The 26,780-nt window shown below is 39.8% G+C and carries 34 protein-coding genes and 2 pseudogenes; 6 read left to right on the top strand and 30 right to left on the bottom strand.

Annotated elements, in window-relative coordinates; translation table 11 throughout:
• Nucleotides 1-3 precede the first annotated feature (3 nt).
• Both M3205_RS15235 and bla read right to left on the bottom strand, forming a co-directional pair.
• Nucleotides 4-1,206 (bottom strand): hypothetical protein, encoded by a 1,203-nt coding sequence (locus M3205_RS15235; RefSeq protein WP_251170706.1) that lies wholly within the window; start codon nucleotides 1,204-1,206, stop codon nucleotides 4-6.
• 298 nt (nucleotides 1,207-1,504) lie between these two features.
• Nucleotides 1,505-2,431, bottom strand: coding sequence for a class A beta-lactamase (bla, locus tag M3205_RS15230; RefSeq protein ID WP_251170705.1), 927 nt, complete (start codon nucleotides 2,429-2,431; stop codon nucleotides 1,505-1,507).
• A gap of 235 nt (nucleotides 2,432-2,666) precedes the next feature.
• On the opposite strand from bla, the gene M3205_RS15225 reads away from it, so the two are divergent.
• Both M3205_RS15225 and blaI read left to right on the top strand, forming a co-directional pair.
• Complete coding sequence (locus M3205_RS15225; RefSeq protein WP_251170704.1) at nucleotides 2,667-4,451, top strand: BlaR1 family beta-lactam sensor/signal transducer; 1,785 nt, start codon at nucleotides 2,667-2,669, stop codon at nucleotides 4,449-4,451.
• 35 nt (nucleotides 4,452-4,486) lie between these two features.
• On the top strand, nucleotides 4,487-4,873 hold the full coding sequence (blaI, locus tag M3205_RS15220) for a penicillinase repressor BlaI (RefSeq protein ID WP_251170703.1): 387 nt from the start codon (nucleotides 4,487-4,489) through the stop codon (nucleotides 4,871-4,873).
• Nucleotides 4,874-5,065: 192 nt separating this feature from the next.
• Here the strand turns inward: blaI and M3205_RS15215 are convergent, their stop codons facing one another.
• The 6 genes and pseudogenes from M3205_RS15215 to M3205_RS15190 all read right to left on the bottom strand — a co-directional run.
• Entirely contained in the window at nucleotides 5,066-5,230 is a 165-nt protein-coding gene (locus M3205_RS15215; protein WP_251170702.1) for a hypothetical protein, read from the bottom strand.
• Nucleotides 5,231-5,385: 155 nt separating this feature from the next.
• The gene (locus M3205_RS15210; protein ID WP_251170701.1) at nucleotides 5,386-5,946 is read right to left on the bottom strand and encodes a sugar O-acetyltransferase; all 561 of its coding nucleotides are present in this window, start codon (nucleotides 5,944-5,946) and stop codon (nucleotides 5,386-5,388) included.
• A gap of 74 nt (nucleotides 5,947-6,020) precedes the next feature.
• Entirely contained in the window at nucleotides 6,021-6,230 is a 210-nt protein-coding gene (locus M3205_RS15205) for a hypothetical protein (protein WP_251170700.1), read from the bottom strand.
• A gap of 102 nt (nucleotides 6,231-6,332) precedes the next feature.
• On the bottom strand, nucleotides 6,333-7,040 hold the full coding sequence (locus M3205_RS15200; RefSeq protein ID WP_251170699.1) for a DNA alkylation repair protein: 708 nt from the start codon (nucleotides 7,038-7,040) through the stop codon (nucleotides 6,333-6,335).
• Between the two features lie 154 nt (nucleotides 7,041-7,194).
• On the bottom strand, nucleotides 7,195-8,439 hold the full coding sequence (locus tag M3205_RS15195) for an MFS transporter (RefSeq protein ID WP_251170698.1): 1,245 nt from the start codon (nucleotides 8,437-8,439) through the stop codon (nucleotides 7,195-7,197).
• Between the two features lie 363 nt (nucleotides 8,440-8,802).
• Nucleotides 8,803-8,925, bottom strand: a pseudogene (locus tag M3205_RS15190) (TerC family protein); the annotation flags it as partial.
• Between the two features lies 1 nt (nucleotide 8,926).
• On the opposite strand from M3205_RS15190, the pseudogene M3205_RS15185 reads away from it, so the two are divergent.
• A pseudogene (locus M3205_RS15185) lies at nucleotides 8,927-9,177 on the top strand (DMT family transporter); the annotation flags it as partial.
• A 35-nt stretch (nucleotides 9,178-9,212) separates the two neighbouring features.
• Here the strand turns inward: M3205_RS15185 and M3205_RS15180 are convergent.
• The 5 genes from M3205_RS15180 to M3205_RS15160 all read right to left on the bottom strand — a co-directional run bounded on the left by M3205_RS15180 (nucleotide 9,213) and on the right by M3205_RS15160 (nucleotide 13,746).
• Nucleotides 9,213-10,055, bottom strand: a complete 843-nt coding sequence (locus M3205_RS15180) for a MurR/RpiR family transcriptional regulator (protein WP_285886426.1) — start codon at nucleotides 10,053-10,055, stop codon at nucleotides 9,213-9,215.
• Between the two features lie 160 nt (nucleotides 10,056-10,215).
• Nucleotides 10,216-10,908: an N-acetylmannosamine-6-phosphate 2-epimerase gene (locus M3205_RS15175; RefSeq protein ID WP_251170696.1), complete on the bottom strand. Its 693-nt coding sequence runs from the start codon at nucleotides 10,906-10,908 to the stop codon at nucleotides 10,216-10,218.
• A gap of 22 nt (nucleotides 10,909-10,930) precedes the next feature.
• Nucleotides 10,931-12,463, bottom strand: a complete 1,533-nt coding sequence (locus M3205_RS15170; protein ID WP_251170695.1) for a maltose/glucose-specific PTS transporter subunit IIC — start codon at nucleotides 12,461-12,463, stop codon at nucleotides 10,931-10,933.
• A 435-nt stretch (nucleotides 12,464-12,898) separates the two neighbouring features.
• Nucleotides 12,899-13,441: a GNAT family N-acetyltransferase gene (locus tag M3205_RS15165; protein WP_251170694.1), complete on the bottom strand. Its 543-nt coding sequence runs from the start codon at nucleotides 13,439-13,441 to the stop codon at nucleotides 12,899-12,901.
• A gap of 113 nt (nucleotides 13,442-13,554) precedes the next feature.
• Nucleotides 13,555-13,746 (bottom strand): hypothetical protein, encoded by a 192-nt coding sequence (locus M3205_RS15160; RefSeq protein ID WP_251170693.1) that lies wholly within the window; start codon nucleotides 13,744-13,746, stop codon nucleotides 13,555-13,557.
• A 147-nt stretch (nucleotides 13,747-13,893) separates the two neighbouring features.
• On the opposite strand from M3205_RS15160, the gene M3205_RS15155 reads away from it, so the two are divergent.
• A complete protein-coding gene (locus M3205_RS15155; protein WP_251170692.1) occupies nucleotides 13,894-14,361 on the top strand; it encodes an SRPBCC domain-containing protein in 468 nt (155 codons plus the stop codon).
• A 34-nt stretch (nucleotides 14,362-14,395) separates the two neighbouring features.
• Here the strand turns inward: M3205_RS15155 and M3205_RS15150 are convergent, their stop codons facing one another.
• Both M3205_RS15150 and M3205_RS15145 read right to left on the bottom strand, forming a co-directional pair.
• Nucleotides 14,396-14,599: a ChaB family protein gene (locus M3205_RS15150; RefSeq protein WP_251170691.1), complete on the bottom strand. Its 204-nt coding sequence runs from the start codon at nucleotides 14,597-14,599 to the stop codon at nucleotides 14,396-14,398.
• A 123-nt stretch (nucleotides 14,600-14,722) separates the two neighbouring features.
• Nucleotides 14,723-15,199, bottom strand: coding sequence for an Lrp/AsnC family transcriptional regulator (locus M3205_RS15145; RefSeq protein ID WP_251170690.1), 477 nt, complete (start codon nucleotides 15,197-15,199; stop codon nucleotides 14,723-14,725).
• Between the two features lie 208 nt (nucleotides 15,200-15,407).
• Here M3205_RS15145 and M3205_RS15140 point away from each other — a divergent pair, with 208 nt between their 5' ends.
• Nucleotides 15,408-16,337: a DMT family transporter gene (locus M3205_RS15140; RefSeq protein ID WP_251170689.1), complete on the top strand. Its 930-nt coding sequence runs from the start codon at nucleotides 15,408-15,410 to the stop codon at nucleotides 16,335-16,337.
• A gap of 386 nt (nucleotides 16,338-16,723) precedes the next feature.
• Here M3205_RS15140 and M3205_RS15135 read toward each other — a convergent pair whose 3' ends face one another.
• From M3205_RS15135 to M3205_RS15125, 3 genes are all read right to left on the bottom strand, one after another.
• Nucleotides 16,724-16,975, bottom strand: coding sequence for a hypothetical protein (locus M3205_RS15135; protein WP_251170688.1), 252 nt, complete (start codon nucleotides 16,973-16,975; stop codon nucleotides 16,724-16,726).
• A 143-nt stretch (nucleotides 16,976-17,118) separates the two neighbouring features.
• Nucleotides 17,119-17,319, bottom strand: coding sequence for a hypothetical protein (locus M3205_RS15130; protein WP_251170687.1), 201 nt, complete (start codon nucleotides 17,317-17,319; stop codon nucleotides 17,119-17,121).
• A gap of 22 nt (nucleotides 17,320-17,341) precedes the next feature.
• The gene (locus tag M3205_RS15125; RefSeq protein WP_396105826.1) at nucleotides 17,342-17,638 is read right to left on the bottom strand and encodes a hypothetical protein; all 297 of its coding nucleotides are present in this window, start codon (nucleotides 17,636-17,638) and stop codon (nucleotides 17,342-17,344) included.
• Between the two features lie 242 nt (nucleotides 17,639-17,880).
• Between M3205_RS15125 and M3205_RS15120 the strand changes: the two genes are divergently transcribed.
• Complete coding sequence (locus M3205_RS15120; protein ID WP_251170685.1) at nucleotides 17,881-18,321, top strand: cell wall hydrolase; 441 nt, start codon at nucleotides 17,881-17,883, stop codon at nucleotides 18,319-18,321.
• Nucleotides 18,322-18,332: 11 nt separating this feature from the next.
• On the opposite strand, the gene M3205_RS15115 is transcribed toward M3205_RS15120, so the two are convergent.
• The 12 genes from M3205_RS15115 to M3205_RS15060 form a co-directional block, all read right to left on the bottom strand.
• Nucleotides 18,333-18,947, bottom strand: coding sequence for a hypothetical protein (locus M3205_RS15115; protein ID WP_251170684.1), 615 nt, complete (start codon nucleotides 18,945-18,947; stop codon nucleotides 18,333-18,335).
• Nucleotides 18,948-19,266: 319 nt separating this feature from the next.
• Nucleotides 19,267-19,728 carry a hypothetical protein gene (locus M3205_RS15110; RefSeq protein ID WP_251170683.1) on the bottom strand — a complete coding sequence of 154 codons (462 nt, stop codon included), beginning with the start codon at nucleotides 19,726-19,728 and terminating at the stop codon, nucleotides 19,267-19,269.
• A 321-nt stretch (nucleotides 19,729-20,049) separates the two neighbouring features.
• On the bottom strand, nucleotides 20,050-20,379 hold the full coding sequence (locus M3205_RS15105; RefSeq protein ID WP_251170682.1) for an IDEAL domain-containing protein: 330 nt from the start codon (nucleotides 20,377-20,379) through the stop codon (nucleotides 20,050-20,052).
• Nucleotides 20,380-20,453: 74 nt separating this feature from the next.
• Complete coding sequence (locus M3205_RS15100) at nucleotides 20,454-20,867, bottom strand: RrF2 family transcriptional regulator (protein ID WP_251170681.1); 414 nt, start codon at nucleotides 20,865-20,867, stop codon at nucleotides 20,454-20,456.
• A gap of 77 nt (nucleotides 20,868-20,944) precedes the next feature.
• Nucleotides 20,945-21,340 carry a transcriptional regulator SpxA gene (gene spxA / locus M3205_RS15095; protein ID WP_251170680.1) on the bottom strand — a complete coding sequence of 132 codons (396 nt, stop codon included), beginning with the start codon at nucleotides 21,338-21,340 and terminating at the stop codon, nucleotides 20,945-20,947.
• 187 nt (nucleotides 21,341-21,527) lie between these two features.
• Nucleotides 21,528-21,974 carry a GNAT family N-acetyltransferase gene (locus M3205_RS15090; RefSeq protein WP_251170729.1) on the bottom strand — a complete coding sequence of 149 codons (447 nt, stop codon included), beginning with the start codon at nucleotides 21,972-21,974 and terminating at the stop codon, nucleotides 21,528-21,530.
• Nucleotides 21,975-22,054: 80 nt separating this feature from the next.
• A complete protein-coding gene (locus tag M3205_RS15085; protein ID WP_251170679.1) occupies nucleotides 22,055-22,795 on the bottom strand; it encodes an ABC transporter permease in 741 nt (246 codons plus the stop codon).
• The gene (locus tag M3205_RS15080; RefSeq protein WP_251170678.1) at nucleotides 22,792-23,703 is read right to left on the bottom strand and encodes an ABC transporter ATP-binding protein; all 912 of its coding nucleotides are present in this window, start codon (nucleotides 23,701-23,703) and stop codon (nucleotides 22,792-22,794) included. The genes M3205_RS15085 and M3205_RS15080 overlap by 4 nt, the downstream gene beginning before the upstream one ends.
• A gap of 186 nt (nucleotides 23,704-23,889) precedes the next feature.
• On the bottom strand, nucleotides 23,890-24,690 hold the full coding sequence (locus M3205_RS15075; protein ID WP_251170677.1) for a hypothetical protein: 801 nt from the start codon (nucleotides 24,688-24,690) through the stop codon (nucleotides 23,890-23,892).
• 108 nt (nucleotides 24,691-24,798) lie between these two features.
• The gene (locus M3205_RS15070) at nucleotides 24,799-25,212 is read right to left on the bottom strand and encodes a DUF3021 domain-containing protein (RefSeq protein ID WP_251170676.1); all 414 of its coding nucleotides are present in this window, start codon (nucleotides 25,210-25,212) and stop codon (nucleotides 24,799-24,801) included.
• A complete protein-coding gene (locus M3205_RS15065) occupies nucleotides 25,209-25,667 on the bottom strand; it encodes a LytTR family DNA-binding domain-containing protein (protein ID WP_251170675.1) in 459 nt (152 codons plus the stop codon). Before M3205_RS15065 ends, M3205_RS15070 begins: the two co-directional genes overlap by 4 nt.
• Nucleotides 25,668-25,892: 225 nt before the next feature.
• Complete coding sequence (locus M3205_RS15060; protein WP_251170674.1) at nucleotides 25,893-26,084, bottom strand: hypothetical protein; 192 nt, start codon at nucleotides 26,082-26,084, stop codon at nucleotides 25,893-25,895.
• Between the last annotated feature and the right edge of the window lie 696 nt (nucleotides 26,085-26,780).

The raw sequence follows: 26,780 nt of genomic DNA, 5'->3' as shown, positions 1-26,780 counted from the left end.
TTCTTATAATAATCCGACAAATATTCCAGCCAAGACTACCGACACAATGGTAACTGTGATGAATCCCCCGACAAGCATAGGCGGAAGCATATTACTTGTCAGCATCTCCCTCTCTTTTTCATCTTCTGTCAATGATTTTATTACTTCATTTGTAATAATGTAGTCTGCCGGGAAACCATATAGAGCTGTAAGGGAAACAGCGAAGGCCATTTCCTTGCTCACTTTTAAAATTTTCCCTGCGATAAATGAGAAGATATACATTCCGATTACGCCCAGAATAATCGTACCGGCAAGCGGATAAATAATCTCTAGCATCATCCCTGGGGTAGCCTGCTTTAAGCCGTCAAAAATAAAGAGCATCAGGGCCATGATCGCAAAGCCAAAGCCATTTGCTTTTTGCAGCACTTGCTTTTCAAGAAAGCCAAGGCTTGTAGCAATAACCCCGAATAATAGACAAAGGACAAACGGGCTGACATTGACAACAGGTGCAAGCAGTGTTGAAGTCAGGTAAGCAAGATAAGATACAACAGCCAATCTTAAAAATTTGAAGAAGTCTGTATTATATTTCTCCGGCACTTTTTCAATGAGCTTCAGTCCAGGTCTAACAGTCTCTGCTGCTGCAGCCGTCTCTTCAGCTGCCTTGTTCGTCTGAAAAACAAGCTGGCCGCTTCGGTACTGCTTCAAAAGCCGCTTTCCTTCTTTTTTCAGGACGATGGATGTAAGCGGGTATCCCGCAAATCCCTGCATCACATAAATCACAATTGCAAAGACCGATAATGAAGCAAGACCTGCTTCTTTTGCTCCTTCAGACATGATTAAGGCAGATACTACACCTCCAACTAAAGGAGGAATCGCTACAATCATCGTTTTATATCCAAAAATAAATGTTCCAATTCCAAATAAGATGGCGATAATCCCTAAGATCCCTGATAAAGCAATTACAATGGTCTTCCACTGATTTTTCAATTCCTGAATGGATAGCAATGTTCCCATATTGGTAATTAATAGGTACATCATCATCGTTGCAACAACCGGCGGAACCCCTGCCAATGCTACGATATCCTGCGGAAAGAATGTCCAATATCCAGCAAGGAACAGAACGGCACAGATAAAAATGGATGGCACCCATGCCTTAGTCCGGACTGCAACCAGATCTCCTATGAATAAAATAAGTAAAAGAATAACTAACGCTAACATCTGTGACATAAATCTTCCCCCTCTTAGTTGATTACCTATTCATTCGTGTTGCGAAAATATATAATGGTTAGAATAATAATACAATTTTACTATTCAGTCAATTTAAATTATTTTACTTTTTTTTATAACCGTTATCAAACTATCTTCTGTATGACTATATCACCAGGAACAATTTAGCAAAATAATAAAACTAAAAAAACCCGCCATTTATGACGAGTTTTCTCTATTTTGATAAAATTGATAATACTAGTTTCAGGGGTAAACATAGTCCGAATCTGTAATGAATATATCTCCCCTTTCATATGTTTTAATCCAACGCCTTTATGGTCACCTCCGCTGCCTCTGCAATCAAAGCGTTATCAAATTCAGCATCCTTTGAATTCCTGCTTGAGAGGATTGTCATGATAATAGGTTCTCTGTCCGGCGGCCAGACAATCGCAATGTCATTTCGTGTGCCATACCCTGCTGCACCACTCTTATCAGCCACCTCCCAGCCGCTTGGCACACCGGCACGGATTAATGGATCCCCAGTAGCGTTCCCTCGCATCCAATCGGTTAAAATGTTTCGCTTTTCCTCAGTTAGAAAATCGCCAATTAAAACTTTCTGAAGGCTTGCTGCAAGTGCCTTTGGTGTACTTGTATCCTGGTTGTCCCCCGGCTTTGCCTCATTCAAATCAGTCTCGAAACGCTCAGGCTTTGTGACTGTATCCCCCATTTCCTTTAAAGCTGCTTTGAATCCTTCAGGTCCACCTAATTCCTCTAATATTAAGTTGCCTGCGGTATTGTCGCTAAACCGGATTGCCGCTTCACAAAGCTCTCTTAAAGTCATGCCAGTTTCTACATGCTTTTCTGTAACCGGAGAATATGTAACCAGGTCATCACTTGTGTATGTAATGATTTTATCCATTTCCTCCAATGATTTTCTCTCCAGCAATATGGCAGCTGCCAGCGGCTTAAATGTAGATGCGTAAGCAAATCTTTCATTAGATCTGTAAGCAATTTTCTTTTTTGTTCCTGTGTCATATGCATAAATTCCAAGCCGTGCGTCAAATTTCTTCTCCAGTTGTTTGAATTTTTGACTTGTATTTAAAGAAGTTTCTTTAGATTTTCCTGCTGCACTGGCATCTGTTTGAGAATTGCCATTTGCACAGCCAGTCAGGGCAAAAAGAAAAAACAGAGCCAAACAGACTAGCCGGGCTCCTATTAACCTATTCTTATTAACATGCTTCCTCATATTTATACCTCTTTCCTCTAAAAGTTTTTCTCAAGCCATTCTTTTAAAATAAATATTGACTACGAGTGTAATCTAATACTACATATGTAATCTTAATTTGTCAAACCGTGCTTTAATCAGAGATTCTATGATCTCTCTAATTTGTTAAAGTAGAAATAGGATGCTAGAATGGTTGGTATTCATTTTATCTATGGAATTAAAACTGAATGTCAAAAAGTGCGAGGAAGGTCTGAGAATGATCACAAACTCACAGTCTTTAGCTGTTTTTTTTGAATGTCTGCTGGTGTCTTCCTTTACAATCGGAGTCATTCTTCTTTTTAAAAAAATTTTCAAGAAGTATTTAACAGCACAAACTCACTATAACCTTTGGTTTCTTTTATTGCTTGCTCTGCCACTGCCTTATATTCCATTACAATTCATGCCATTTGCGGATTCATTCTCTTTTTGGAATAACAACAATAGCAGCCTTCATTCCCAAACTGCTCCTGCTGCAGATACTTCTATAAGTCAAATTAATTGGATGGAGGACTTAACCGTTTCAGTAGAACGCTATAATTTAGCCTTCTTAAGTAATGCTGTCTTCTACACTTGGATTTCCGGAGTGGCTATTCTAACTGTATTTATGCTGTTCGCAATGCTTAAGATCAATAAAGTAAAGAAACACACCAATTGTGTTAGAAATAATGAGCTTTTATCCTTATTCGAACACTGCAAACACAAACTGAAGATTACAAAATGCATTATTGTCGGAGAGTCATCTCTCGTTAAAACCCCCATGACGTTTGGACTTTTTAAAACATATGTGGTTCTCCCCCGTCATTTTGATCAATGGCTTACTGAAAAAGAGATAGAATATATTTTTTTACATGAACTGAAGCACTATAAAAATAAAGACTTTGCGGTCAACTATTTAATGATGATTCTTCAGATATTATATTGGTTTAATCCACTAGTTTGGCTTGCTTTAAGGAGAATGAGGCTGGATCGCGAAATCGCCTGTGATGCAGGGGTTTTAAATATCCTGGATGAGCCTGATTATATTGAGTATGGAAACAGCATTATTCATTTTGCCCATAAAACCTCAAGGGCAGTGACAGTCGATTTGGCAAACCACTTAAACGGGTCAAAGAAACAAATCAAAACGAGAATCGGAAAAATTGCCTGTTTTAAACCGGAATCAAAACGGCTGAGATGGAAAAGTGCGGCTGTACTCATTTTGGCAGGGATATTTATTGCAGGCCAAGCTCCATTTATCTCTGCTATGGGTCGTGAAAATAGCAGCTATAACTTGAAAGATGAAAACATTATTTATGAGGATTTAGGCAATTACTTTGAAGGATATGACGGAAGCTTTGTGTTGTATGATAATGAAGCAGATCAATATCTTATTCATAATAGACATCAAAGCACATTAAGGGTTTCGCCAAATTCCACTTATAAGATTTATAGTGCTCTGCTGGGTTTAGAGTCAGGCACCATTACGGTTGAAAACTCATCGGCAAAATGGAACGGACTTACGTATCCGATTGAGTCCTGGAATACGGATCAGGATTTAACTTCTGCCATGAGAAATTCCGTAACATGGTATTTTCAGATGTTAGACAAGCAGATGCAGTCTGGTACGATTCAAACTTTTTTAGACCAAATCAATTACGGAAATCGCGATTTATCTGGTGGAATAAAGGAATATTGGCTGGAATCCTCCCTTAAAATTTCTCCTGTGGAACAAGTTCAGCTGCTTAAAAGCTTCTATGCAAACCAATTTGGATATAAAGACAACAATATCCAGGCAGTGAAGGATTCCCTTAAACTAGAGAGAAAAGAGGGAGCCCTCCTTTCAGGAAAAACTGGTACTGGCACTGTAAATGGAAAAAACATCAATGGATGGTTTATCGGATATGTTGAGTCAGGGCAGGACACATACTTTTTTGCAACGAATATCCAGAATGATAATTACTCTAGTGGAAGTAAAGCAGCAGAAATCACATTATCTATATTGAAGCAGAAAGGCATTTATTAATTCGTTATATCTCATTAATTAAGGAGGATGGTCATATGACTGAGAGGATTCCCAGCATTTCAGAATCCGAGTGGGAAGTCATGACAGTTCTTTGGCACGGTGCACCTAAAACAGCTAATGAAGTCATTCAATCCTTGCAAGAGCGTACAGACTGGAAGCCCAAAACAATCCGGACTCTTCTGGACAGGCTTGTCCATAAAAATGTAGTTGGAGTAAATAAAAATCAGCGAATCTATACCTTTTTCCCGCTTTATTCACAGGATCAATGTCAGCGGGCAGAAGCTCAATCCTTTATTAAACGAATTTATGGAGGAACGGTAAAATCCTTGCTGGTCCAATTCATTCAGGAAGACTCCCTGACTGAGGAGGATATTAACGAACTCCGGACAATTTTGGCAAAAAAACAAAAGAAAGATCATTAAGTTACAGCGAAACCCTCACAATTGTGGGGGTTTTTACGTTCCCTAAAAGAACAGACAAATCCCATCAATAAAAATAGCCCCCTTCAGCAGGGAGCCTTTGATTTGGAAGACTATAGTAATTTTCTGTGTGCATGAAATAAAGTGCTTAGCATAATTTTAAGCTAAAATAATACCTCTAAGCCCTGTCACATATTATAGTCCGCCACATTCAGGCGGCTTTTCCCTTTCTCCTTCAGCGAAATCGCAGCCTTCTGCAACTGATTCAAGGCCATATTCTGTAATGCTTTCATCCTTCGAATCCTGATTATGCAGGGTGCCTCTTAATTCCTTTCCCAGTCCTTCTTTATTTTCTTTCATGAGTTTACCTCCGGCCTTTTTATTAAGAAGTTTTCTCTTAGAGGCTTCAGGTTATTCATGCAGAGGTATTCGTGGGATGGGAATTGCAGCGTGCAGCACAGCTTTTTCCTGAGCATTAGAAAAGCCAAATCCACAATGAAAATGACTTTTACGATCTAGAGTTCAATCTGTTTAATGATTTTTGCCGGATTTCCGCCCACTACAACATTAGCCGGGACGTCTCTAGTAACAACAGCACCTGACGCAATCACTGCATTATCCCCAATTGTTACACCGGGATTAATGACGGCACTTCCCCCGATCCACACATTGTTTCCAATCGTAATCGGCTTTGCATATTCCCTGCCTGAATTTCGTTCTGCAGGATGAAGAGGGTGTGTTGCCGTATAGATATGTACTCCTGGCGCAAGCATGCAATTATCTCCAAAACGGACTTCACAGACATCCAGAATGGTACAGTCGAAATTCGCAAAAAAGTTTTCTCCTACATGGGTATTATAGCCATAATCAAATCTGATATTGGGCTCCATATATACGTTTTCACCACTTGACCCAAGTAACTCCTTTAATAACTTTGTCCTCTTTTCACTTTCTGTCTCCAGAGTCTGATTGTACATTCTGACCATTCGTCTTGCTTCTTCACGTTCCTTTAATAAAATTGGATCGGCAGGATCATACATTTCTCCGGCCAGCATTTTTTCTTTTTCCGTTTTCATTTAATAACCTGCCTTCAAGATAATTTTCAAATGAAGAACTGAAAAAAGGACAGTGTACCTGTCCCCGTATCCCTTTAGCGTGGCGCTTTAGGCGGCTGGCAAACGTCACATTTGCGCTGGTGATTATTTTTGAATTTCGTAAATGATTTTTCAAACTGGCTGCCGCATTCACATTGAAAAAGCAGCTTTTGAGAAAAGCCATGATATTCCGTTGATAGCAGCTTACTATCCGAGTTCTTTTCAACAAATTCGTTAATTTTACTGATGGTCCATCGTTTATTCATTACTTTACACCTCCATTATGAGCACAGCTCATAATTCCTAAGTTTCTCATTATAACATGGGCCTGGGACAAAGGAACAGGTTCATTGTCCCCCATAGCAGTTTTAGCATCTTACATATTTCCGTTTAAAGCCAATCCTTCCTCTATCCACTTCCTTTTGGATATTTTCTGAAGCCTGCAGGATCGTGCTTTTTTTCTTGCCCTTTTTCATTTCGATCGGACCAATGGCTTTTGCAATCTCAACCGCCTTTTCATGGAGCGGCAAAAAAGAAACACCCATGGTATAGACAAAATTATTCATAGCAGATTTCGTACGCTCCGGAGAGTCGTGGATGGTATCTTTCACTTTATCAAGCATTTTAGACAGCTTCTCTTCGGAAAATTCAGCATCCGGACGATTCCCCAAAAGCCAGCAATAGCAGCTCCAGCCGCCGGACATCCGCAGTTCTTCCCCGCTTTCAATCCATTTGTCGGCAACATCCTGTGCAATATCTGTTTCAGCTAACGTAACGGCTACCACATAATCGGACAGCATATAAAAATAAGCAGCATCCATCCAGCGGTCAAAATCCGCTTCGGTCATGGCTTCAGGATCTGCAATTACGCCTGCAAAGTACATGGCATCATAATTCCCTGTGGCGTATAGCTCCTCCGCCAAAGGCTGATTTCTTTTTATTTTCTTAGCTATCGGTTTCATTGCACCTGTTGCAACGCCAAAAAGCGGCTCTTGTGCGCCGTTTGATATGTATATTTTCTTGGTCCTTTCCTTGCCGAGAGCCTCCAGCTCCTGCATAACTGTCTGTAAATCCATCTTTAAACACTTTCCTTTCAATTTTATAAGCTCACCTAGTATGAGCATCTCCTTAGATGATGCTACGTATAACTATTCTCTTTCTGTACTTTTCTTCCCTGTTTTCACATGAAAATAGAGCTGCCAATATGACAGCTCTATTTTATCAAACTCCTTACGATTCACTCAGCTCAGGCTTCCCGGCTTCCAGAAGCACCTGATCCCGTCCTAAAATGACAGCTAACAGAATAATGAATGCCCCTGTTCCCACAAGAAGCCATTCGATGGCAATGACATCTGCAATCGGGCCAAATATCAGCATCCCAATTGGCATCATAGAGGTAGAGATCATCCCCATGACACCAAATACTCTGCCTAAATAATTCTCTTCAATTTTTTCCTGAAGCAACACAGTTACCGGTGTATTAAAAATTGGCATGGCAATCCCGAATAAAGCCATGAACAATAAATAAATCCAGAAAATCGGTACGATGCCAAGTGCCAGGGTGCAGATCCCCATGATGAGACTGGCAAGGGTCATGGTTGTAATTTTATTTGGATATCCACCCCAGGAAGCAATAATTCCACCCCCAGCCATCATGCCGACTGAAAAGGCAATTTCAATTGCAGTTAAAAGCCACACATCTCCGCCAAAGGTTCGGGTAACCTGCAGCGGTGTCAGGAAGGCAGCAGGTGCCATTAGGACGAAGAAGATCGCAAAGAATAGAAAGAATTTTTTCAGAAACGGGCTGCTATTGACATATTGCAGCCCTTGTTTAAAGTCGCTGAAGTAGCTCGCTGTCTGTTCCGCTGCTGCTTTTTCATGCACTGCAACTTTGACAAAAGCCATCAGGGTTATAATGGCAATTACCGCTGTGATGACATCGATGAAGAAGATAACTTCAAGTGAGGCCATTGCAATTAAAGCGGCACTGACCATTGGTGAAACAAACATAATGACAGCCTGTATGCTTCCATTTACCCCATTCACTTTTGTCAGCTTCTCCTTCGGGACAATCTGCGGAAGAATCGCCCCGACTGCGGGAGTCTGGATTCCTGTTCCAAGGGCACGAATTCCTGCCATGACAAACAGCAGCCAGATGGATTCATATCCCATTAAAAACAGAATAGCAAGTATCAATGTGGAAAAGGCAATAAGGCCATCCGCAAAAATAATCAATATTTTCCGGTTGTACCGGTCTGCCCAGACACCCGCGACCGGTGATAAAAAGAAGGTCGGAATGAACCCGCAAATAATGTAGAGAGTCATCATCAAACCGGATTCTGTCGTTAACGTAATATGCCACATAATGGCATATTGAACAAGGGACGATCCAAAAAGTGAGATCGTCTGACTGCTTAAAAATAGAATAATATTCTTCAGCCAATTCTCCTGCAGATTAGTATTTATTGTATTCATTGCTAATCACTCATTTCTATATTTAATAAAAACAAGCTTTGCCTGTATTCAGCTGATCATTCCGTTCTATACATTCTATTTCTGAAGACAGCAAAAAAGAGAAGAAATTCATCTCCTCTTTAGAAAATACCGTTAAATATAGGTTTCCTTAAACAGACAGACCAATCCCTTTGCTCTGAACACAGGCAGAGCTTTCAAACGTATTCAATTAACGATTGAAAAGCGGGCTTCTTAGTCTGATTGATGCTGTCAAAAGGAAAACCTCCGTTTCATTAAAATTACACTTATCATACCAGCAAAGTCCGGTTCAGGCAATCATTTTTATTTAAAAGTGCGCTAGTCCATAGATCAGCGCATTTATATTTATAAAGCTTCACCCTCGGTCTGTTTCTTGCCCGGAGCAAACCACCCAAGCAGTGCAATGGCCACCAATACGCCATAGAAGACGATTGTCCAGCCTGTACTATGAGGAAAATGATGATCAAGTCCATCTGCAGGAGTCGTCATTGGCTATGCACTTTCATTCTATTCATTATCATTATGCCTTAAAACCGTTCCATTAAGTCTGGCTTACGCCATCTGGCCGGGGCAGGGACTGCGTTAACTGCTTTGATAGGCGCCATTACTTGGGGGGAAGCTTTCAGCAGCCTCAAGATAGCCGGCATCATGCTGATTATCGGCGGTATAATTTTATTAAATTCATCTCATAGTGCCAAAACAGCAGAAGAGCCTTCATGATGAGTACTTCCCAAGCTTAATTTATATGTACTAGTTTATCTAATATCTTTTAATGCCCTCAACGTCTTATCTCTTATCTGGACACGATTGACATAATCCTTTGCAACGAGTTCGGTATAAAGTAAGTCAAAGAGCAGGAAAAGCGGCAAAGTTGGAGAAATATTCTGCCCCATATGCATACTGCTTTTACCCATAACGATAAGGGATAAATCTGCTAACTTGGAGAGCTCAGATGTTTTATCACTTGTGATGGCAAGGATTGATGCTCCTTGCTTCTTAGCCATTTTAATTGCGTCAATGACTTCTTTTGTTTTTCCTGAAACAGATATTCCAATTATAAGGCTTCTGCCTGAACTTAATGCAGCATCCATCACGGCTTGATGAGGGTCAGTAATCGATTCAACCTGAATCCCAATCCGGAAAAACTTCCACTTGAATTCCTGTGCTGCTATCCCTGAGTTGCCGATACCGTATACATGCACTTTCCCTGCATTGTTCATAAGAGAAACAGCTTGTTGAATATCAGCATAAGTCATTTTCCTAAAAGTCGTTTCAATGATTTCCAAATGGTTTTGATAAAGGTTAGAAAAGTAATCAATTTTTTTGATGTCGCTATTCACTGCCGGTTTGTTCCTTAAATCAATATATCTTTTTAATTCGTGTTTAAATTCATTAAAACCTGAAAAGGAGATCTTTTGACAAAAACGTGTGATGGTTGCCGGGGAAATGTGAATTTTTTTAGCAATTTGATTGATAGATAATAGGCTGATCTCATCAGGATTTTCAATAATATATTTTGCTAACTCCGACTCAGAGTTTGTGAATTTTTCCATGGTGCAGGCTATGCCATGCAAAAGGTTTTCACCGAGATACTCCATATTATTTCTCCTCTTTTAGATAATCCTTATGTCCATTATACAAGATGATGACCATATTTTTGATTAAAGGACGAAAAATTATGAACTGCCTATAACTAGCCCAATAAAGCAAAAAACTGAAAATACCCCAGATATTATCCAGAGTTATTTTCAGCCGAGTCTACTTTTTCATAGCATCTACGAATCTTTTCGTGATGATCTGGGGTCTGGTAATCGCACCGCCTACCACAACCGAGTGAACATTAATATCCAGTACCGAGCGGGCAATTTTTGGGGTTGAAACATTGCCTTCTGCCAAAACCTTTGCATGTTTCACTTCTTTTACAATTTGCTTGATCACCGCGTAGTCATGATCATCGATTTTCAAGCCCTCTGTCTCTTCTGTATAGCCATATAATGTGGGTGCGACAATATCAAAGCCTAGCTTATCAGCAAAAATAGCTTCTTCAACTGAAGAAACATCCGCCATCAGCAGAATATGAGGATACTTTACCCTTACTTCCTGATAAAATTCCTCCAGACTCTTTCCATCCGGACGGATCCGGTTCGTTGCATCTGTAGCAATGATTTCAGCACCAGTCTCAGCTATAGCATCTATCTCTTTCAAGGTTGGTGTAATAAAGACAGGATGGTCGTTATATACCTGTTTGATAATGCCGATTACCGGAAGATCGACTTGTTCTTTTATTTCGCGGATATCAGGGACAGAGTTAGCCCTGATGCCAACTGCCCCTCCCTCCTTTGCGGCTAATGCCATACGTCCCATAATGAATGGACTATGAAGAGGTTCCCCTTCTAAAGCCTGGCAAGATACAATTAGTCCATTTTTTATCTGATCCAGCACTTGATGCATTTAAAACACGTCCTTGTTATTATTACTGACCTAAATATTCTTCTACTTCGTTTTTAACTATGGTGACTTGAGGTCCATAAATAATTTGAACACCAGTTCCTTTTTTCACAATTCCTTTTGATCCAGTCTGCTTAATGACTTCGTCTTTTACAAGAGAATCATCTTTAACGCTTACACGCAGACGAGTCGCACAGCAATCGACAATATCAATATTATTTGTTCCGCCTAACCCTTCTACAATCGTTCTGGCACGATCTGTAGCTGAAACTTGTTCTGCTGCCTGTTCCTCATCCTCACGTCCAAGAACTTTGAAGTCCTTTTTCCTGATTAAGAACTTAAACGTAAAGTAATATAAGAAGAACCAGGGAATACCCACCAATAGCACATATGGCCAATTCGTTTTATCAGCACCTTGAAGAATTCCAAATAAAATGAAATCAATGAATCCGCCTGAGAAGGTTTGACCGACAGTAATATTGAAAATGTCTGCCATCATAAAAGCAAAACCATCGAAAATGGCATGCACTAAATAAAGAAGTGGCGCTACAAATAGGAAGCTAAATTCAAGCGGTTCTGTGATACCAGTCAAAAAGGATGTTAACGCTGCTGATAACAAAATTCCCGCTACCACTTTTCTATTTTTCTTTTTAGAGCAATGATAGATGGCTAAAGCAGCTCCTGGGAGACCAAACATCATTGTTATAAAACGGCCAGACATGAATCTTGATACCCCTTCGTAATATTGCTCAGTCGAAGAATCACCCAGCTGGGCAAAAAAGATATTCTGTGTACCGCTGACCAATTTTTCGCCAATCTCCAGCGTTCCGCCAAGAGCTGTTTGCCAGAATGGAAGATAGAAAATATGATGCAACCCAAGCGGTCCAAGCATACGTAAAATAAAGCCGTAGAAAAGTGTGCCAATTTCTCCGGTATCTGTAACTAAAGATCCAAGCTCATTGATCAAAGCTTGGAAATATGGCCAGACCACGAATAAAATGGCTCCTACAAATATTGAGGCAAATGAAACAACAATAGGAATAAAGCGAGATCCACCAAAGAATCCCAATACCTGAGGCAGCTGAATTCTATTGTATTTATTATGCAGTACCGCGGCAGTTATCCCGACGATAATTCCGCCAAATACACCCGTTTCTAAAGTTTGAATACCAACAGCCATTCCTTGACCTGCCCCTGCCAGGTTATCCTTCGCTAAGTCTCCAGTTAATGAGAGCAAAGCACTAATAGTAGTGTTCATTACAAAATAACCGATCATTGCTGCTAAACCAGCTGTCGCTTTATCTGTACGCGCTAATCCAATGGCTACCCCTACCGCGAAAATGATCGGCAAATTGGCAAAAACTATAGAACCGGCCGCACTCATAATTGTAAAAATAGCTTGAAGCCAGCTGATATCCAAAAAAGGATAAGCTGAAACCGTATTCGGATTAGATAGTGCTCCGCCAATTCCTAATAACAAACCTGCTGCCGGCAAAACCGCAATTGGAAGCATGAATGATTTTCCAAACTGCTGTGCTCTTTCAAACACTTTATTCATTAATATTGCCCCCCTTTTTATCTCGATGTTTAACCTCCTACCCGTATCATATATTCGAAACTACCTCAGTACAACGAATCTGAAATCGCTTTCAACGCTTTTCATTATTCTTGCACCAATACTGAAAATACGTTCATTTTAAAGTACTTTCTTGTTTCTTTGAATCTATGTAATTGACATTAAATTAATCGAGTTTAATGCCTAGTATAATGTAAGTTACTGAAGGTCATTATTTAGCTGGATGGGTAAAGAGTAAATTGAGGGAATGTTATAATCTGCAGGTTCTTCAGATGAAAATTCGTCTATAATTGGGGAATAAAGAGGTAATTTAATTAAAAGGAATTGGAGGCTACAAATGAACCATAGAGCATTAAAGCGACAGTATTAGTTCATAAGTGATCAGCAACCTCCAAAAATATCTTTAGAATTGGGAGGCTACATAACAGAATGAACCCTGACCCGCCAAATCATATGATGAGCCCCGTCCCCCCAATAATCCTTAAACAAATAATCCGGTTCTCCAAACTTTTTTTCCCATATCTTTTGTGAATGTTTATAGCCCGAATCCAGGCAGAACTCTTCCACACCTCTATTCTTTAGAGTTAAATACATTTCAGTTAGCAATTGATTGCCTATGCCTGAATTCTGATAGTCAGGATGTACAAATACTGTTCCCACTTCATAAAGACTGCCGAGTGCTCCTTCTGTACATTTGTTTATGAGCTCACTTGCAGGGCCGTATTCAATCGTTCCGATAATCTTCTCACCAGCTAAGGCAATTAAAAAAAACCTATCTTTGCCGCCGCTTAACAGATCATGCTGCAGATAACTATTCTTGGCTTCTATCTCTTTTTCCACGTCTTCGTGCAGATCCCCTATACCTTCTTTATGAAATGTATCGGTAATCACTGTTCTAAAGAATTGGTCCAGCTCTTCTATATCCGCAGCCTTTGGTCTTCTTATCTGGACTTTAAACATATTAAACTCTCCCTTGCAGCCTTTTCTCCTTTATCCTGCCTTGCATAACCAAAGTGCCCCTTTAAATCAGGAGGCACTCTATGAACAACGCTCTGTTACGGACCTTATCTTATTCAGTCACCGCCTCCACCGCAGCCGCCTCCATCTTCTCCAAAACTACTACAATTATCCGAGCTGCTGCTATAATCTCCTATAAAATAATGGGAGGAGGAATTCCCGCTGTCATAAGTACTTTTAGATGGTTTGGAACCACTAATACCAATCAAAATAACAAGTAAGAAACCCGTTATAATTATTCCTGACATTTCCATCACCCCTTATCTGAATATACGGATGAGGGTTTATTTAGTTTCAGAAAAATTTACAAAAAAGCAGACTTTATTAATCTCCGGCAAGCTTTGCCGAAAAAACTAGTAAGGTGCTTTTGATTAAATTGAAATGAGGATTTTAACATGAAAGAAATACTGGTTTATAGATATGAAGATGTTATTCACGCCCCCATTGATCTGGTTTTTAAATACGTGGATGAAGATGAAAAAATAAAGCTCTGGAATACCATGCTGATCGAAAACATTTATGACAATGAGGAAAATAAACCAGTCCCGCAGCCCGGGACAAAGTTTGTCACCGTTCAGAAATTGGATAAAAAAATTCTTAAAATTGATTCCGAACTGATCGAATATGAGGCTCCTTATAAAGTGGTTATGCACTCCCATTCCAAAGAGGGATTAAGCATTTCAAGGTACCTCTTATCAAGGGAGCATGATGGGACGCGCCTGATTGTAGAGGCAAGCCTGATTCCGAGCAGCCTCTTTTATAAGCTGACTACCAAGCTTTTAGGCTGGACAGCTAAATTTGTGTTTGAAGAGCAATACGAGAATTTGAAGAGATATGTAGAAAATGAAGCGGAAGATGATTAAAAAGGTGTCCTCAAACGGGACACCTTTTACCATTCTACTCTTCCTTTTTAACCCAATTATCATCACCATTTTTCTCATATTTCTTCTTCACTGCACTCCACGCTACCTTAAAGGCTGTTTCTTCTTCGTCGTACTCTTCACTTGCAGAGTTAAACGCTTCTTTAAATATTTCCTGGGCGTGATGAGGAAGATTATCTTTGACAGAGTCCGGCAGATCGCTTAGTTTATCGTATGGCATTATTCACTTCCTCCCTTGTATATGTTCTAATAGGTATTTTTCCTGATAAGGTTTGTTTTAAACACCTGCCAAAAGCAAATAATAGCCGTTGCCAGCAGAATGAGCTTTTATAGTTTTAAAAGACTACTCCTTGATCGGCAGCACCGTCGAATCCTTGATCTCCCTCAAAGCCAGGCTGGTCTGAATCTTTGTAATCCCCAATTCATTGAGCTTCCTGATAAACATCTCAAGTCCCTTGCGATCCTTGCAGGCGACCTTCAGCAAATAATCATACTCTCCTGTTAAACAATGACATTCTAAAACTTCCTTCATGGATTCCAGCGTCTTTTCAAGGGACTCCAGTTTATCAGCCTGGTGCATATTCGTGCTCATAAACACGAAGCATAATAAATCAAAGCCAAGCTTCTCATGGTTTAGGATAGCAACATGCTCCTGGATATACCCTTCCGTTTCAAGCCGCTTGATTCTGGCATGTACAGCCGGAGCCGACAGATTCACTCTTTTCGACAGTTCCAGATTGCTGATCCGCGCGTCCTTTTGGAGCAAATCCAAGATTTTTATATCCAGGTGATCCAATACCCTGCTTACAATTGATTCCACTGTCCATCCGCCCTTTTCAATTATTCCAAATTCAGTTCAAATCAAACGCTCGAAATGAATATTTTATTCTAATCCTCTAAGAAACATTTAATTATTTCGAATTAATCCCATTATACAAAATTATCTTTTGGTTTTTATAAAAAATGCTAAAATTATTCATATAAACAATGTCATTGTGCACAATGGCTCTGAAAAGGAGCTAAATGACGTGAAATATTACCTGCTTCTGCTATTAACCAGCTTACTTTGGGGTGGAAATTTTATTGTTGGAAAAACGCTTGTGGATCATGCATCTCCTATTACCTTAACCATTTTAAGATGGGCCATTGCCATTATCTGTCTCGTTCCTCTTGTTTGGCATAAAGAGAAACGGCTGCTTCCGCCGAAAAAAGCCGTTCTGCCATTATGGATGATGGGCATCACGGGCGTAGCATTGTTTCAGGCACTTCAATTCATGGCACTGGAGAAAACATCAGCCACCAGCGTTGGTTTAATATCTACTTTAAATATGTTCTCCATTGCTGGCTTCTCTTTCATTTTTCTAAAAGAAAAAATAAACACACTGCAGCTCATGTCCATGTTCCTTTCATTGTTTGGCGTACTGCTGGTCCTTTCAAAAGGAAGCCTGGAAACGCTGGTCTTACTGCAGTTTAATACCGGTGATCTTTATATGATGGCTGCAGTGGGCATGTGGGGAATCTATTCAGTCTGCAGCAAATGGGCCTTGTCATTCGTTTCACCAATGATGTCCATTCTTTACTCCGGCATATTTGGCCTCCTGGTGCTTTTGCCGTTCGGTACTGCTGATCTTACCGTTACAGATGTCAGTGGCTCATTTCTTTTAAACATTCTGTATACAGGACTAATTTCAACAGTCTTATGCATGGTGCTCTGGAACATCGGGATCAGCAAGCTTGGAGCAAGCACTTCAGGACTGTTCCTAAACTTTAATCCGATTTTCACAGCCCTCTTAGCTTTTATCTTCTTGGGAGAGATCATGAACTGGACACAAGCCACCGGAAGCATCATTGTCCTTGCGGGTTGTTTCTTATTCTCCGCACTTAAAAAGAGGCCTGGAAAAACAAAAATGGGGATATCTGCACCTGTGTTCCTAAGGGAGCCAGTTAAGCAAAGATAAAAATAGTGTCTGTTCCATTAATGGAGCAGGCACTTGGCATACTTTGTATTATGTACTATGGGCAGTGCAGCTAGGCATTTGCCTCAATAAAATTCATTTAATAAAGAACTTTTATTCACTGCTAAGTGATTGAATAATCCCAGGAAGCTGAGAGTTATAGCTATGAAGCAATTCTTCATTTCGGACGGGTTTCTCTTGAACAAACTCTCTCCACTCATCTTCAAGCTGCTGTATTGTTTTTCCGTAAACAGTATGCAGTTCTTTAGCTAAATTCGGCTGATCATATATTTTCAGGAAGCTTTCTATGCCATATTCAGAATTAAGGAAGCTCGTTAATGAAGCAGATTCACTATACGCCAGCCACCTTAAAGAGTAAGAATCTTTATTTAAGTTTGAAGTTGAGTTGAAAAGATTTGATCATTTTGCATCAGAACCTCCAGAGGCAGGAACACTTCCTGCGTCAATAAATAGTTCGTGATGTCATCGATATCTCCCTGAAAATTAGGAAACACCTTTTTGTCCGAATAGGAATCATGCATGAAAATGGCCAGACCTTCTTGTGTAATATTATCATTACTATGTCCCCAAAATACATGGGTCATTTCGTGCACAAGAGGGTAATTTCTGTTTTCCGCCAAATAAAGGTGTATAGTATTTCCGCTTGAATAACTAATTTTCTCCTCATTATATAGATGTAAATATACTCTAGAAGGAAAAGGAATTGAAATAGATTCTTTTTTCAGCTGATCGTAATAATGGAGAGTTTCTTCTTTAATTGCTTTTAATGTATATCTTCTGGAAAATCGCCTTTATTAAACATAACAATTTCTATTTTATTATCATCCGCTGTAAATTTCACAAGATCTTTTTCTACATCAGAGACTGCTTCCTGGAAGTTGTCCACATTAGTTTTCGGCACGCTGCAGCCCGCCATTAAAAACAGCAAAAATACAATGTTGCTGACTTTTATTAGTCTTCTCAAACCATCCCAGCCTCTTAACCATTTAGTGAACTGTTAAGTTTCCTGCAAGATAAATAGCCATACAGATGCTAATCCCCCATAGCAGAATTAAAATCAGGTAAAATATTTTCCTCCATAATCCTCCCCTGAAATAGACATGCACTAAAAAATAATAGATTAGAAAACTCCCCAAAATAAACCACAGGAATTCCATGGTTTTTTCCATTGAAGGCAGCGGATTTGTCATATTAGTTAAAACCATACCTCCGAAAATAAATAGACCAAAACCATATAATAACTTTTTCAGGCTTGCTTCCTTTTGAGTTTTCAAGACATCCACCTCTTTAACTAATGGTACGAACTCCCAGGAAGAAAGTTTCACAAATGTTTACTTTTTTGCATTTCCTTAACGGATATAGCATATAAATTAGCAAACTCACTAAAATCAACATTCTTATACCTGATAAGGGGGTGCTTAACGCAATGCGGTATGCACCCCCAATTAATATTTTCCCGACTTATTTTAAACCTTTTATCATGTTTGCAGAATTTCTTAATACAATTCTTTAGAGGTGATTAAAAGTGCCAAGAGTACAATATACAGACAGCGATGTGGCATTAATGGCAAGGATGATGAGGGCAGAGGCCGAAGGTGAAGGAAAACTCGGGATGCTGATGGTTGGGAATGTAATCGTCAATCGGCGAAAAGCAAATTGCCTCGACTTTGAAGGCTTAAGAACCATCCCGCAGGTCATTTTTCAGGTACAGGGAGGGAATTATTCTTTTGAAGCTGTACAGAAAGGAAATGTCTTTTATAACAGAGCAAGAGGCGTGGAAAAAAAATTGGCCAAACAAACCTTAGATTATTGGAGACAGCATCCATCCAAATTTGCACTCTGGTATTTCAATCCATACGCTGCATGTCCGCCAACCTGGTACGACCAGCCTTTCGCAGGTCAATACAAAAAACATTGCTACTATGAACCAAAAGCAAATACATGTGAAGGAGCTTATACTTGGTGAATAAGCCCCCATTATTGGGGGATTTTTTTACTTCTTATATGTTTTTTTTGAAGGGCTTCTGAATAATAATTATCTATAACCAGCATGGGTTCCTGTATAGATTCCAGGAGACTTTCTATATCGACAGATTCCTGTTCCGCTTCTTTGCTGACATTTCGATACACAGAAATTACTGCTTCCATTTTTTCTTTTTCTTCATCGCTAATCCGATATGACTTGTTCTTCAAAAACTTATTAGTCATGTCATCTAAAAACATATCAGCGTGAGACAAGCTATATTGAAGCAAATTCCATTCCTCTATCTTATCCTCCATATGTATTGTGTACATACCGGACAAATAGGACTTAATACTGCTGCTCTCACCTCTTACAACCCTCCATGTATCAAACAATTGTTCCTGCATTTCATCTTCTTGTTCAATAGGTATCTGCATAAATTCCTCCAGCCGGTGAGCCAAATTATCCCCAATTACAGATATAGTCCGCACATGCTCGTAATTTTTTCCCTGACTTTGTTTAATATGATTTCTGTAACCGAGATTTATAAAAATACTATATACACAATAGAACACTAATAACATTAGTATCATTCTCTTAAGATACTTTTTCAAATCCCTCTTCTTCATGTGATCCTCCTCTGTAACTTCCTTTACAAAAATAAAAAAGCCGCCATTCGACAGCTGAACTAATAGACAAAATTGATTAACACTGCTCCCCAATAAAGAAAACTCATACCCAGAAAAACGAATGCAAATGTGGATAACAATTTGGGTAATTTACCGTATGTATAAATGAGAGCACACCCTACTGCGATGTGAATAAAAACAAAAAGAAACAGGTACATTTTTCCACCTCTTTTTCAAATGGTATCATGTATTAATTTGGAAAGTAACCCCATTATGAAAAAAAGCCGCCACTGTCCGAAAAACGGCTATTTCTTATCATTCATATAAAGGGATCCATAACATATACGCCACCCATAAACACTATCCAGATGAGAACCGGTAAACCTAAAGATTTCAAAGCATACCTCCAGCCCCCGATTTGTTTTCGCTGTAATAATTTATCCGTAACAAAAAATAATAAAGCTGCAGCTAATCTGAATCCAAGCAGAATTAATCCAAAAAGCAAGTGAATGAGTAATGAAATATAAAATTCCAGTTTCCTGTTGGTATGATTCGAAATAAATAAAGCTATCCAGTCACTAATAATAGAAGTTACTGTGCCATAAACCAGGATGACCGGAAAGCTATACATAAGATAAAAGGGAGTGGACACTAACACCCCCTGAAAGTACTCTCCGGCTGAATTAACTTCTCCGCCAAACGGATCTACTATAATCAGGCCTAACATAACGGCGAACAGCGATCCTGTTATGGATGCAGCTATTATCTTTCTTGTAAGCATTTTACTGATAATGTGTTTGATAAGAGATCACTCCCCGTTATGAATTTGCATGGATAATACATGTGGTCTTTTCACCAAATGTAGCCTTTATCGCTTTTTGCCTTTCCTTCATATATATCACGTTTGATCATTTTTGGAAATATTAACAATTCTGCGAATGACCTCGGCAACATCACCAGGATGGCCGATAATCAATAGATAACCCTCTTTCACCATTGACAGGCGCTTTAATGTCTCCTTAATTTGATTCCCCCTGCACAATAAAACAAAGTGCCTGCATCTGACTGCTGTAAGCAGTCTGACACAGGCACTTATCCGAATTTATTTAACACCCTTCACAAGCTCTCTCATTGAGTTCAGCTTCGAGGTCAATTCAAAGAACCATTCTTCATCTCCAGTGGAAAGAGCAAGATCAATCAGGAAATGAATCTGTTCCTTGTTGGCCACATTCGCTGCCGGCATTTTCGTAACCTGTTTGCTCTGCAGCGGAATGATTTTGCCTTCAATGGTTTTATTGTCACTCGAAATCACCTTTGTCTTAATTATTCCTTCTTCAAGGTTTTCGATATAGCCAATGATTAGCTCCCCTTCACGGGACTTGCCTTTAACCCAATCCCCTGCTTTTAAAAAGGCATTCTGGTTTGACATCATATTCTCCCACCTCTTTGTTTGATCTGTAATTTTTTTTATTACATTTTAATGATAGAAAGCTTGTTAGCTCCCAATTAATTTTCTTTATAGATTAAATCAACAATATCTTTTATGGTATAGTGCTTCAAATATTCACCGAGATGTTCCTCTGCGCCTAAGAAGATGCTGATCAGAACTCTTTGCATATTGGCACCCACTACACACGCCTCATTTGAATTCGGACACTTGGGCTGAAGGGCACCTTCAGATGTAATCTTATAAATATCCCAAAGATTCACTTCACTTAAATCCCGGGCAAAAATAAATCCGCCGCCCGTTCCCTCTTTTGATTTGATAAATCCGTGTTTTTTTAATAAACTTAGGACTTTTCGGATGCGGACCGGGTGGACACATGCGCTTTCAGAAATCGCATCACTTGTTGACATGCGATCCAACTGCAGAGCGAGATACGTTAAACTGTGAATGGCAAGAGTAAAATCGCTATTCATGGCCGGCCTCCTATATTGTGCTGTATACTGTCATGTTATGATTTACAGATTAGCTTGTCAAGAAATCAAAGCAGTTCCTAGTTAGCCAACCTTTGCAGTTCATTGAACGAAAACGTACGGAATTTTCGCGGAAGGAAGCTTCGGATTTCATCCTCGTTAAAGCCGACCTGCAGTCTTTTTTCATCCACCATAATCGGTCTCTTCAGGATTTGCGGGTTATCAATGATTAATTGATATAACTCTTTCAGCGGCATGGAATCTATATTCACGTTCAGCTCCTTGTAAGTCTTTGATTTAGTTGAAATAATCTCCTCAGTCCCATTCTCAGTAAGGCGAAGAATCGATTTTATTTCATCTACTGTAAGAGGCTCTGTTACAATGTTCCGCTCCACATATTCGATTTGATGTTCCTCAAGCCAAGCCCGTGCTTTCCGGCAGGAACCGCAGCTGGATGATAAAAATAAATTCACCATTATAACACTCCCTCGATTGATATTTTTATAAATGTAATATTTTTTTTTACAGTTAATATTCAAGAGTAATTATTTTTCTTTCTCCAAAGGATATACTGTAATGATAATCATTACAGTTAAATATGTCAATACCTCTTATATACAAAAGGGCTTTCCTATTTTCTTTTTTGAAAGCCCTCATTCACCATTATTCAGCTGTAATCAATTCATAATGAAAAAATTTTTCATCACGCTTAAATCCAATTTTTTCATAAAGTCTTTGTGCAGAGAAATTATCAGGAGCAGTACTGAGGCTGATACTCACTGCTCCTGTTTCAGCAGCAAGCTCTTTCGATTTGTCTATAAGTATTTCCCCAATTCCCTGCTTCCTCGCCTCTGCATCAACATACAAATCATTCAAGATCCATGCCTTTTTCATAGATATTGAAGAAAAAGTCGGGTAAAGTTGAGTGAAGCCAAGATACTTACCTTCATTCCGCACCACAAATATGACAGAATCTTTTTTTGTTAATCGTTCTTTTATGTACCCGGCTGCCGCTTCCGTATCCGCTGTTTGGTTATAAAACACACGGTATAAATTAAACAAAACGGACACTCCTTCTAAATCCTCCAGTGAAGCTTGATAGATCTCCATCTTCGTTACCACCCTTTCTTCTATAATGTTTATAAACGCCAAAATAAATTGACCTAATTTCTTAGGGCACAAGATAATTTTCATTTCCCGCTCCACCGAAAGAACCGCACTGCAAGCACAACAGACACAATAGAAATTCCTATCAGTACAGCCGCCTCAAAACCATATTCTGTAATGGGCGCTTCCTTCCATGTCCCTCTCAGCAATTGAATCACATAATAAAGCGGAAGAACTTTAGCTGCATATTGCAGAACCGTCGGCATCATCTCAAGCGGAAAGGTCGCTCCAGAGAGGAATAGCATCAGGTTCAGAAACAGAGAACTGATTGCTGCTGCCGATTGTGTATTTTTAGCCAGGGAGGTCAGGAATAATGCAAAAGGAAAAAAAGCAAGGATACTGATCAGCAATGATAACATTGTACTGCCAATATAAACCGGCAGAGTAAGGTCATAAAGAAGCATGCCAAAGACCATGAGAAGAAAGGCGGATATGGAAAAGATGACAGTCCCTTGAAAGGTGTGGGCAGCGAGGATTTTCCATGGCTGAAGCGGTGTTGACTGATACCTTCTCAATACACCTGTTTCCCGGTAATTGGTTAAAACGGTTCCCAGAGTGAAAAAGGATGTGGTTACGATGTTGACGCCTATCCATGAAGGAACAAAATATTCCGCAAAAGTCTTTTGGCTCATGTTGTTCCCGACAAACATAGAACCGAACAGCCAAATCATCACAACTGGGAACAGGAATGTCCAAAACACGCTCAGACGGTCTCTAAAAAACATTTTCGTTTCAAGGCCGGCAAGTTTTACGATGGCTTTCATCCGATTTTCTCCTTTTCTACGTACTGGACAAATAAATCATCGAGTGATCCCTTCTCAAACTTGAAGTCTGAAAGAGTTATCCCCTTTTCCTGGCAGTGAGTGAAAATGTGATAAGCTGTTGTCTGCTGATCATCACAGTACACTTTGTATTCGTCCAGATTATTTTCAACTCGTTCAACACCAGGGAGGGATTGTAGATATTCACGGCTAAGTCCTGAACTCTTAAAGTCCAGACAGTCTGCCGCCCCTTCATTCAGCAGTTCATGTGGTGTATTCAGGGCTTTCAATTGACCGCTGTAGATCATTGCCACCCGATCACAAAGCTGCTCTGCCTCCTCCATATAGTGTGTGGTTACCACAATGGTGCTGCCCCTATCTCTTAACAGCCTGATCAAAGACCATATTTCTCTCCTTGCTGAAGGGTCCAGCCCCATGCTCGGTTCATCGAGAAAAAGGATTTCCGGTTCATGCAGAGTGGCTAAGGCTAGTGTTACCCGCTGTTTCCAGCCGCCGGATAGATCATCAAATTTCACATTCATTTTTTCGTTTAAACCAAGCAAGTCTATTAAATAGTCTTTTTGCGTCCGACCTTCGTAAAAGGATGAAAAGAGATCCAGCGCTTCTTTTACTTTCATTTTCTTCTGAATGGATGTGGCTTGAAACTGCACTCCGATTTTCTTATTTAATTCACGGAGCTGCTTGCTTGGCACAAGTCCAAGCACTTCGACTTTTCCCCCGCTTGGTATAGAAATTCCTTCAAGTATTTCAAGTGTTGTTGTTTTTCCTGCACCGTTTGGCCCGATAATCCCGAAAATCTCACCTCTGTAAACAGTAAAGGACAGATTCCTTACTGCCCGGGTGGCACCAAAACTTTTAGATAAATTTTTAACAGAAATGACACTTTCCATCTCAATCCTCCAATCAACTTTATATATTCAGTATAGGATCAATATTTCCAATTGTTTCCAAATACTTAACGACACGCAGGATAGATAAGATAAGATGCATTTTTCTGCTTCCGACTTGCAATAACAGTCCGTGATGGTGTAAAAAAATGCCTGCATCACTTATGATAAAGTGAACAGGCATTATTACTACTTGATAGATACTGCAATTCCCAGGGTCTTTAGGGCTCCTTCAGCTTTTTCAATCTTATAGACAGTTTGTTCCTCCTGCCAGGCAAGAATTTGATCGCGTGAATGCTCGCTGATTGTGTCAAATTTGCCAGATCCATACTTTTTAGGAGGCGGCAGCATGTTGCTTTCTAGGAATTCTACAATTTTCTTGGATTCGGTCTGCAGGATATCAGAATCCTCTGTCCGTGCACGAGATGTAAATGCCCATCTTCCCTCATTCCAGCTAAGGAAAACGGAACCCGCCCCTGCATCCTGGTAACCTGTGATGGAATATCCAAGATCAACCGACTCTCCTCCAATTTGCTCAAAATTCTGGTATGAAATTTGTTCAGAGGCTGCTTCCTCACTTTCATAATTCTGTCCGGACAGAACCGCAAGGATGGAGTCATCACTTAACTGGTCCAATTTAGCGTCGTTTATAGGAATTACTTCTTCTGTCTGGAAAATGACAACCTGATAAGAATCTTGATCAGAATCAGTTTTGGCTGTTAAGTGATAACCTTCGTCTAACTTCAGTGTTTCAGGAAGTTTAATTGGAACATCAGTGCTCAATTGCTTTTCTATTTCAGCTATTACTTCCTCTGGAGTTGATGCTTCCTTTTGAGCTGGTTCCTCCTTTTTTTCAGGCTCCGCGTTTTCATTTTCCTGATCGCTGTTTTCGATTTTTCCTTCATCTGTTTGTTCCTTAACGGGCGGATCACTGGTGCATCCTGTAAGAAAAATCAGTAAAGTCGCTATACAAATTGTCTTCATCTTCATGATTTCTCACCTCCTAAATAGGTTATCCCTAATGTCTATTTGCAAAACAGCCATGATATTCAGATTCCGTCTGTATATCCTTCGTGACTTGTATACCACTGTCGATTCTTACTCCAGACATTCGAGATCCTTATTCAGCTTCTTCGATTCGTTTTTGAAGTAAAGATAAAAGCTAATCCAGCCAATTGCGTAAACCAATAGTGAGATGGCAAGGTAAATGAAAAAGTTCTTCACCCCAATCGGAATCCAGCCAACCCAACGCCCTAGAGTGAAATAAACAACCGTGATGGTAAGATAGTGCAGGGCTGTCTGAATGGGCAGGCTGAGTGAGCGGATTTCAAAATATAACGGAGTAACCGTAAACAGCCAGCCGCTGATAATAAATCCTAATGCGTTTAGGATAAATGCCTGGCCGTCCAAAGTCGCCTGGCCGCCAAAATAAATTAAGGCTATGGCCGCCGCTGTAGAAATGAATCCCCCAAAAAATATGCCAAGCATGCTTCTGTACAAAAATGTCCTCACTTCTTCTCCCTCCTATTCATCTTTAAAACTTCCTTTATCTGTCCAACATAATGGCGTGAAGCATACTCTTTCTCGCCCGATTTAAAGTGAACACAGAGTGTCCCGTTAAAGGATGGCTCAAAGTGGCTCATGGCGTACAGGTTTGCTATGACAGACTTGGATATTCTGATAAATCGGTGGGATGGGAGAGATTGTTCAAGCTCATACAGTTTTACTTTCACCTTGAAAATTCCTTGTGAAGTGGCTGCTGTAACTGCGTCGCCTTCTGATCGGAAGTAGTGGACTTCATCAGGCTTAATTAAGTGCTGGTTCTCTCCATCCTTCCCGACAATTAAGCCGGTATCATTCTTCTTGAGGTATTCGAGGATTTGCTGGATGACAGGGGTGATTTCTTTACAATGGATAGTCACAGAGGTTTCTTCATTGTGCGGATCGATGTCTAGCAGGATTTTCAAGGAGCTGGCTCCTCCTCTCTATAACTTTATAGATTTAGTATAGGCGGCTAATTTCCATTTGTCACCAGCATAAAGGCGACACGCCAGATAGGGACGGTAAGTGGCATTGAAACACGTCCATCCTGCAGGCATAAAAAAACCTGAACCCACTAAGGGTTCAGGCATTTCCTTGATTTCAACCGGCATTGACGGACGGGGAACCGCTTTCAAGTCTTTTTTTTGTATCTAAATTCGCCAAATATAAATGCCAAGAGCAGCTAATCCGAAAAAGATAATAACAACATATATTAAGGTTAAATTAGTTGTGTTCTGTTTTGTTGAACTTTCGTAGTTCTCATCAGCCTTACCTGTCAGCAGCAAAGTCGCAACCACAGCAAAAATTAAGATGACCAGAACCAGACCAAGCATTATTCCCATACTGCACACCTCTTCTTATACATTTTAAGAAAATTCCATAACTATATATTATCGCAAACTGACCAATAAACCATCCATTTTCATTATATAAATATGGGGCTCCCCCAGCTGAGCATTTCTTCCAAATATTCCCCTTTTAACATCTTGCCTCAGCCTCCTTACGGCTCCTTTTTAAGATGTCCTCATCTTCTAAAATATTTCTATTAATCTACTTAGGCATTTTCTTAAAATCTCCCCTATGTATTGCGATACTTTCATATAATAGCTGATGATTAAAAATATGGAAAAATTATGTTAGTATTATCAAAGACTCATTTTTGCGGGAGATAAAGATGAAGAAAATTATTAGATTACTCATGGGAATAGGCTTTACTATTTACATATTTGTATTAACAGTACTGCTCTTTTTCATGTCGAGAGGATTCTGGTCAGACATGCCATTAGTCGAATATATGAAGCAATCCTCAAACCTCTTTCCTTTTGGCTCTTTTCGTATAAATTGTTGTTTTTCGCTTATCAATGTTGTCCGTTGATTGCAGTGAGAGGATGCTCTCTTTCCACGGGGCGGCCGGTGAGCCTCCTCGACGCTACGCGTCTGTGGGGTCTCACCTGTCCCGCTACTCCCGTAGGAGTCTCGCACCCTCCACTACAATCAACTCAGTAAATATAATATAAATAGCAACAAACTTTGCGAAA

Source organism: Cytobacillus firmus, assembly GCF_023715565.1.
In the GTDB taxonomy this organism is placed as follows: Bacteria; Bacillota; Bacilli; order Bacillales; family Cytobacillaceae; genus Cytobacillus; species Cytobacillus firmus_C.
The sequence above is the reverse complement of the archived record's forward strand: the minus strand, read 5'-3'. Positions and strand labels throughout refer to the sequence as shown.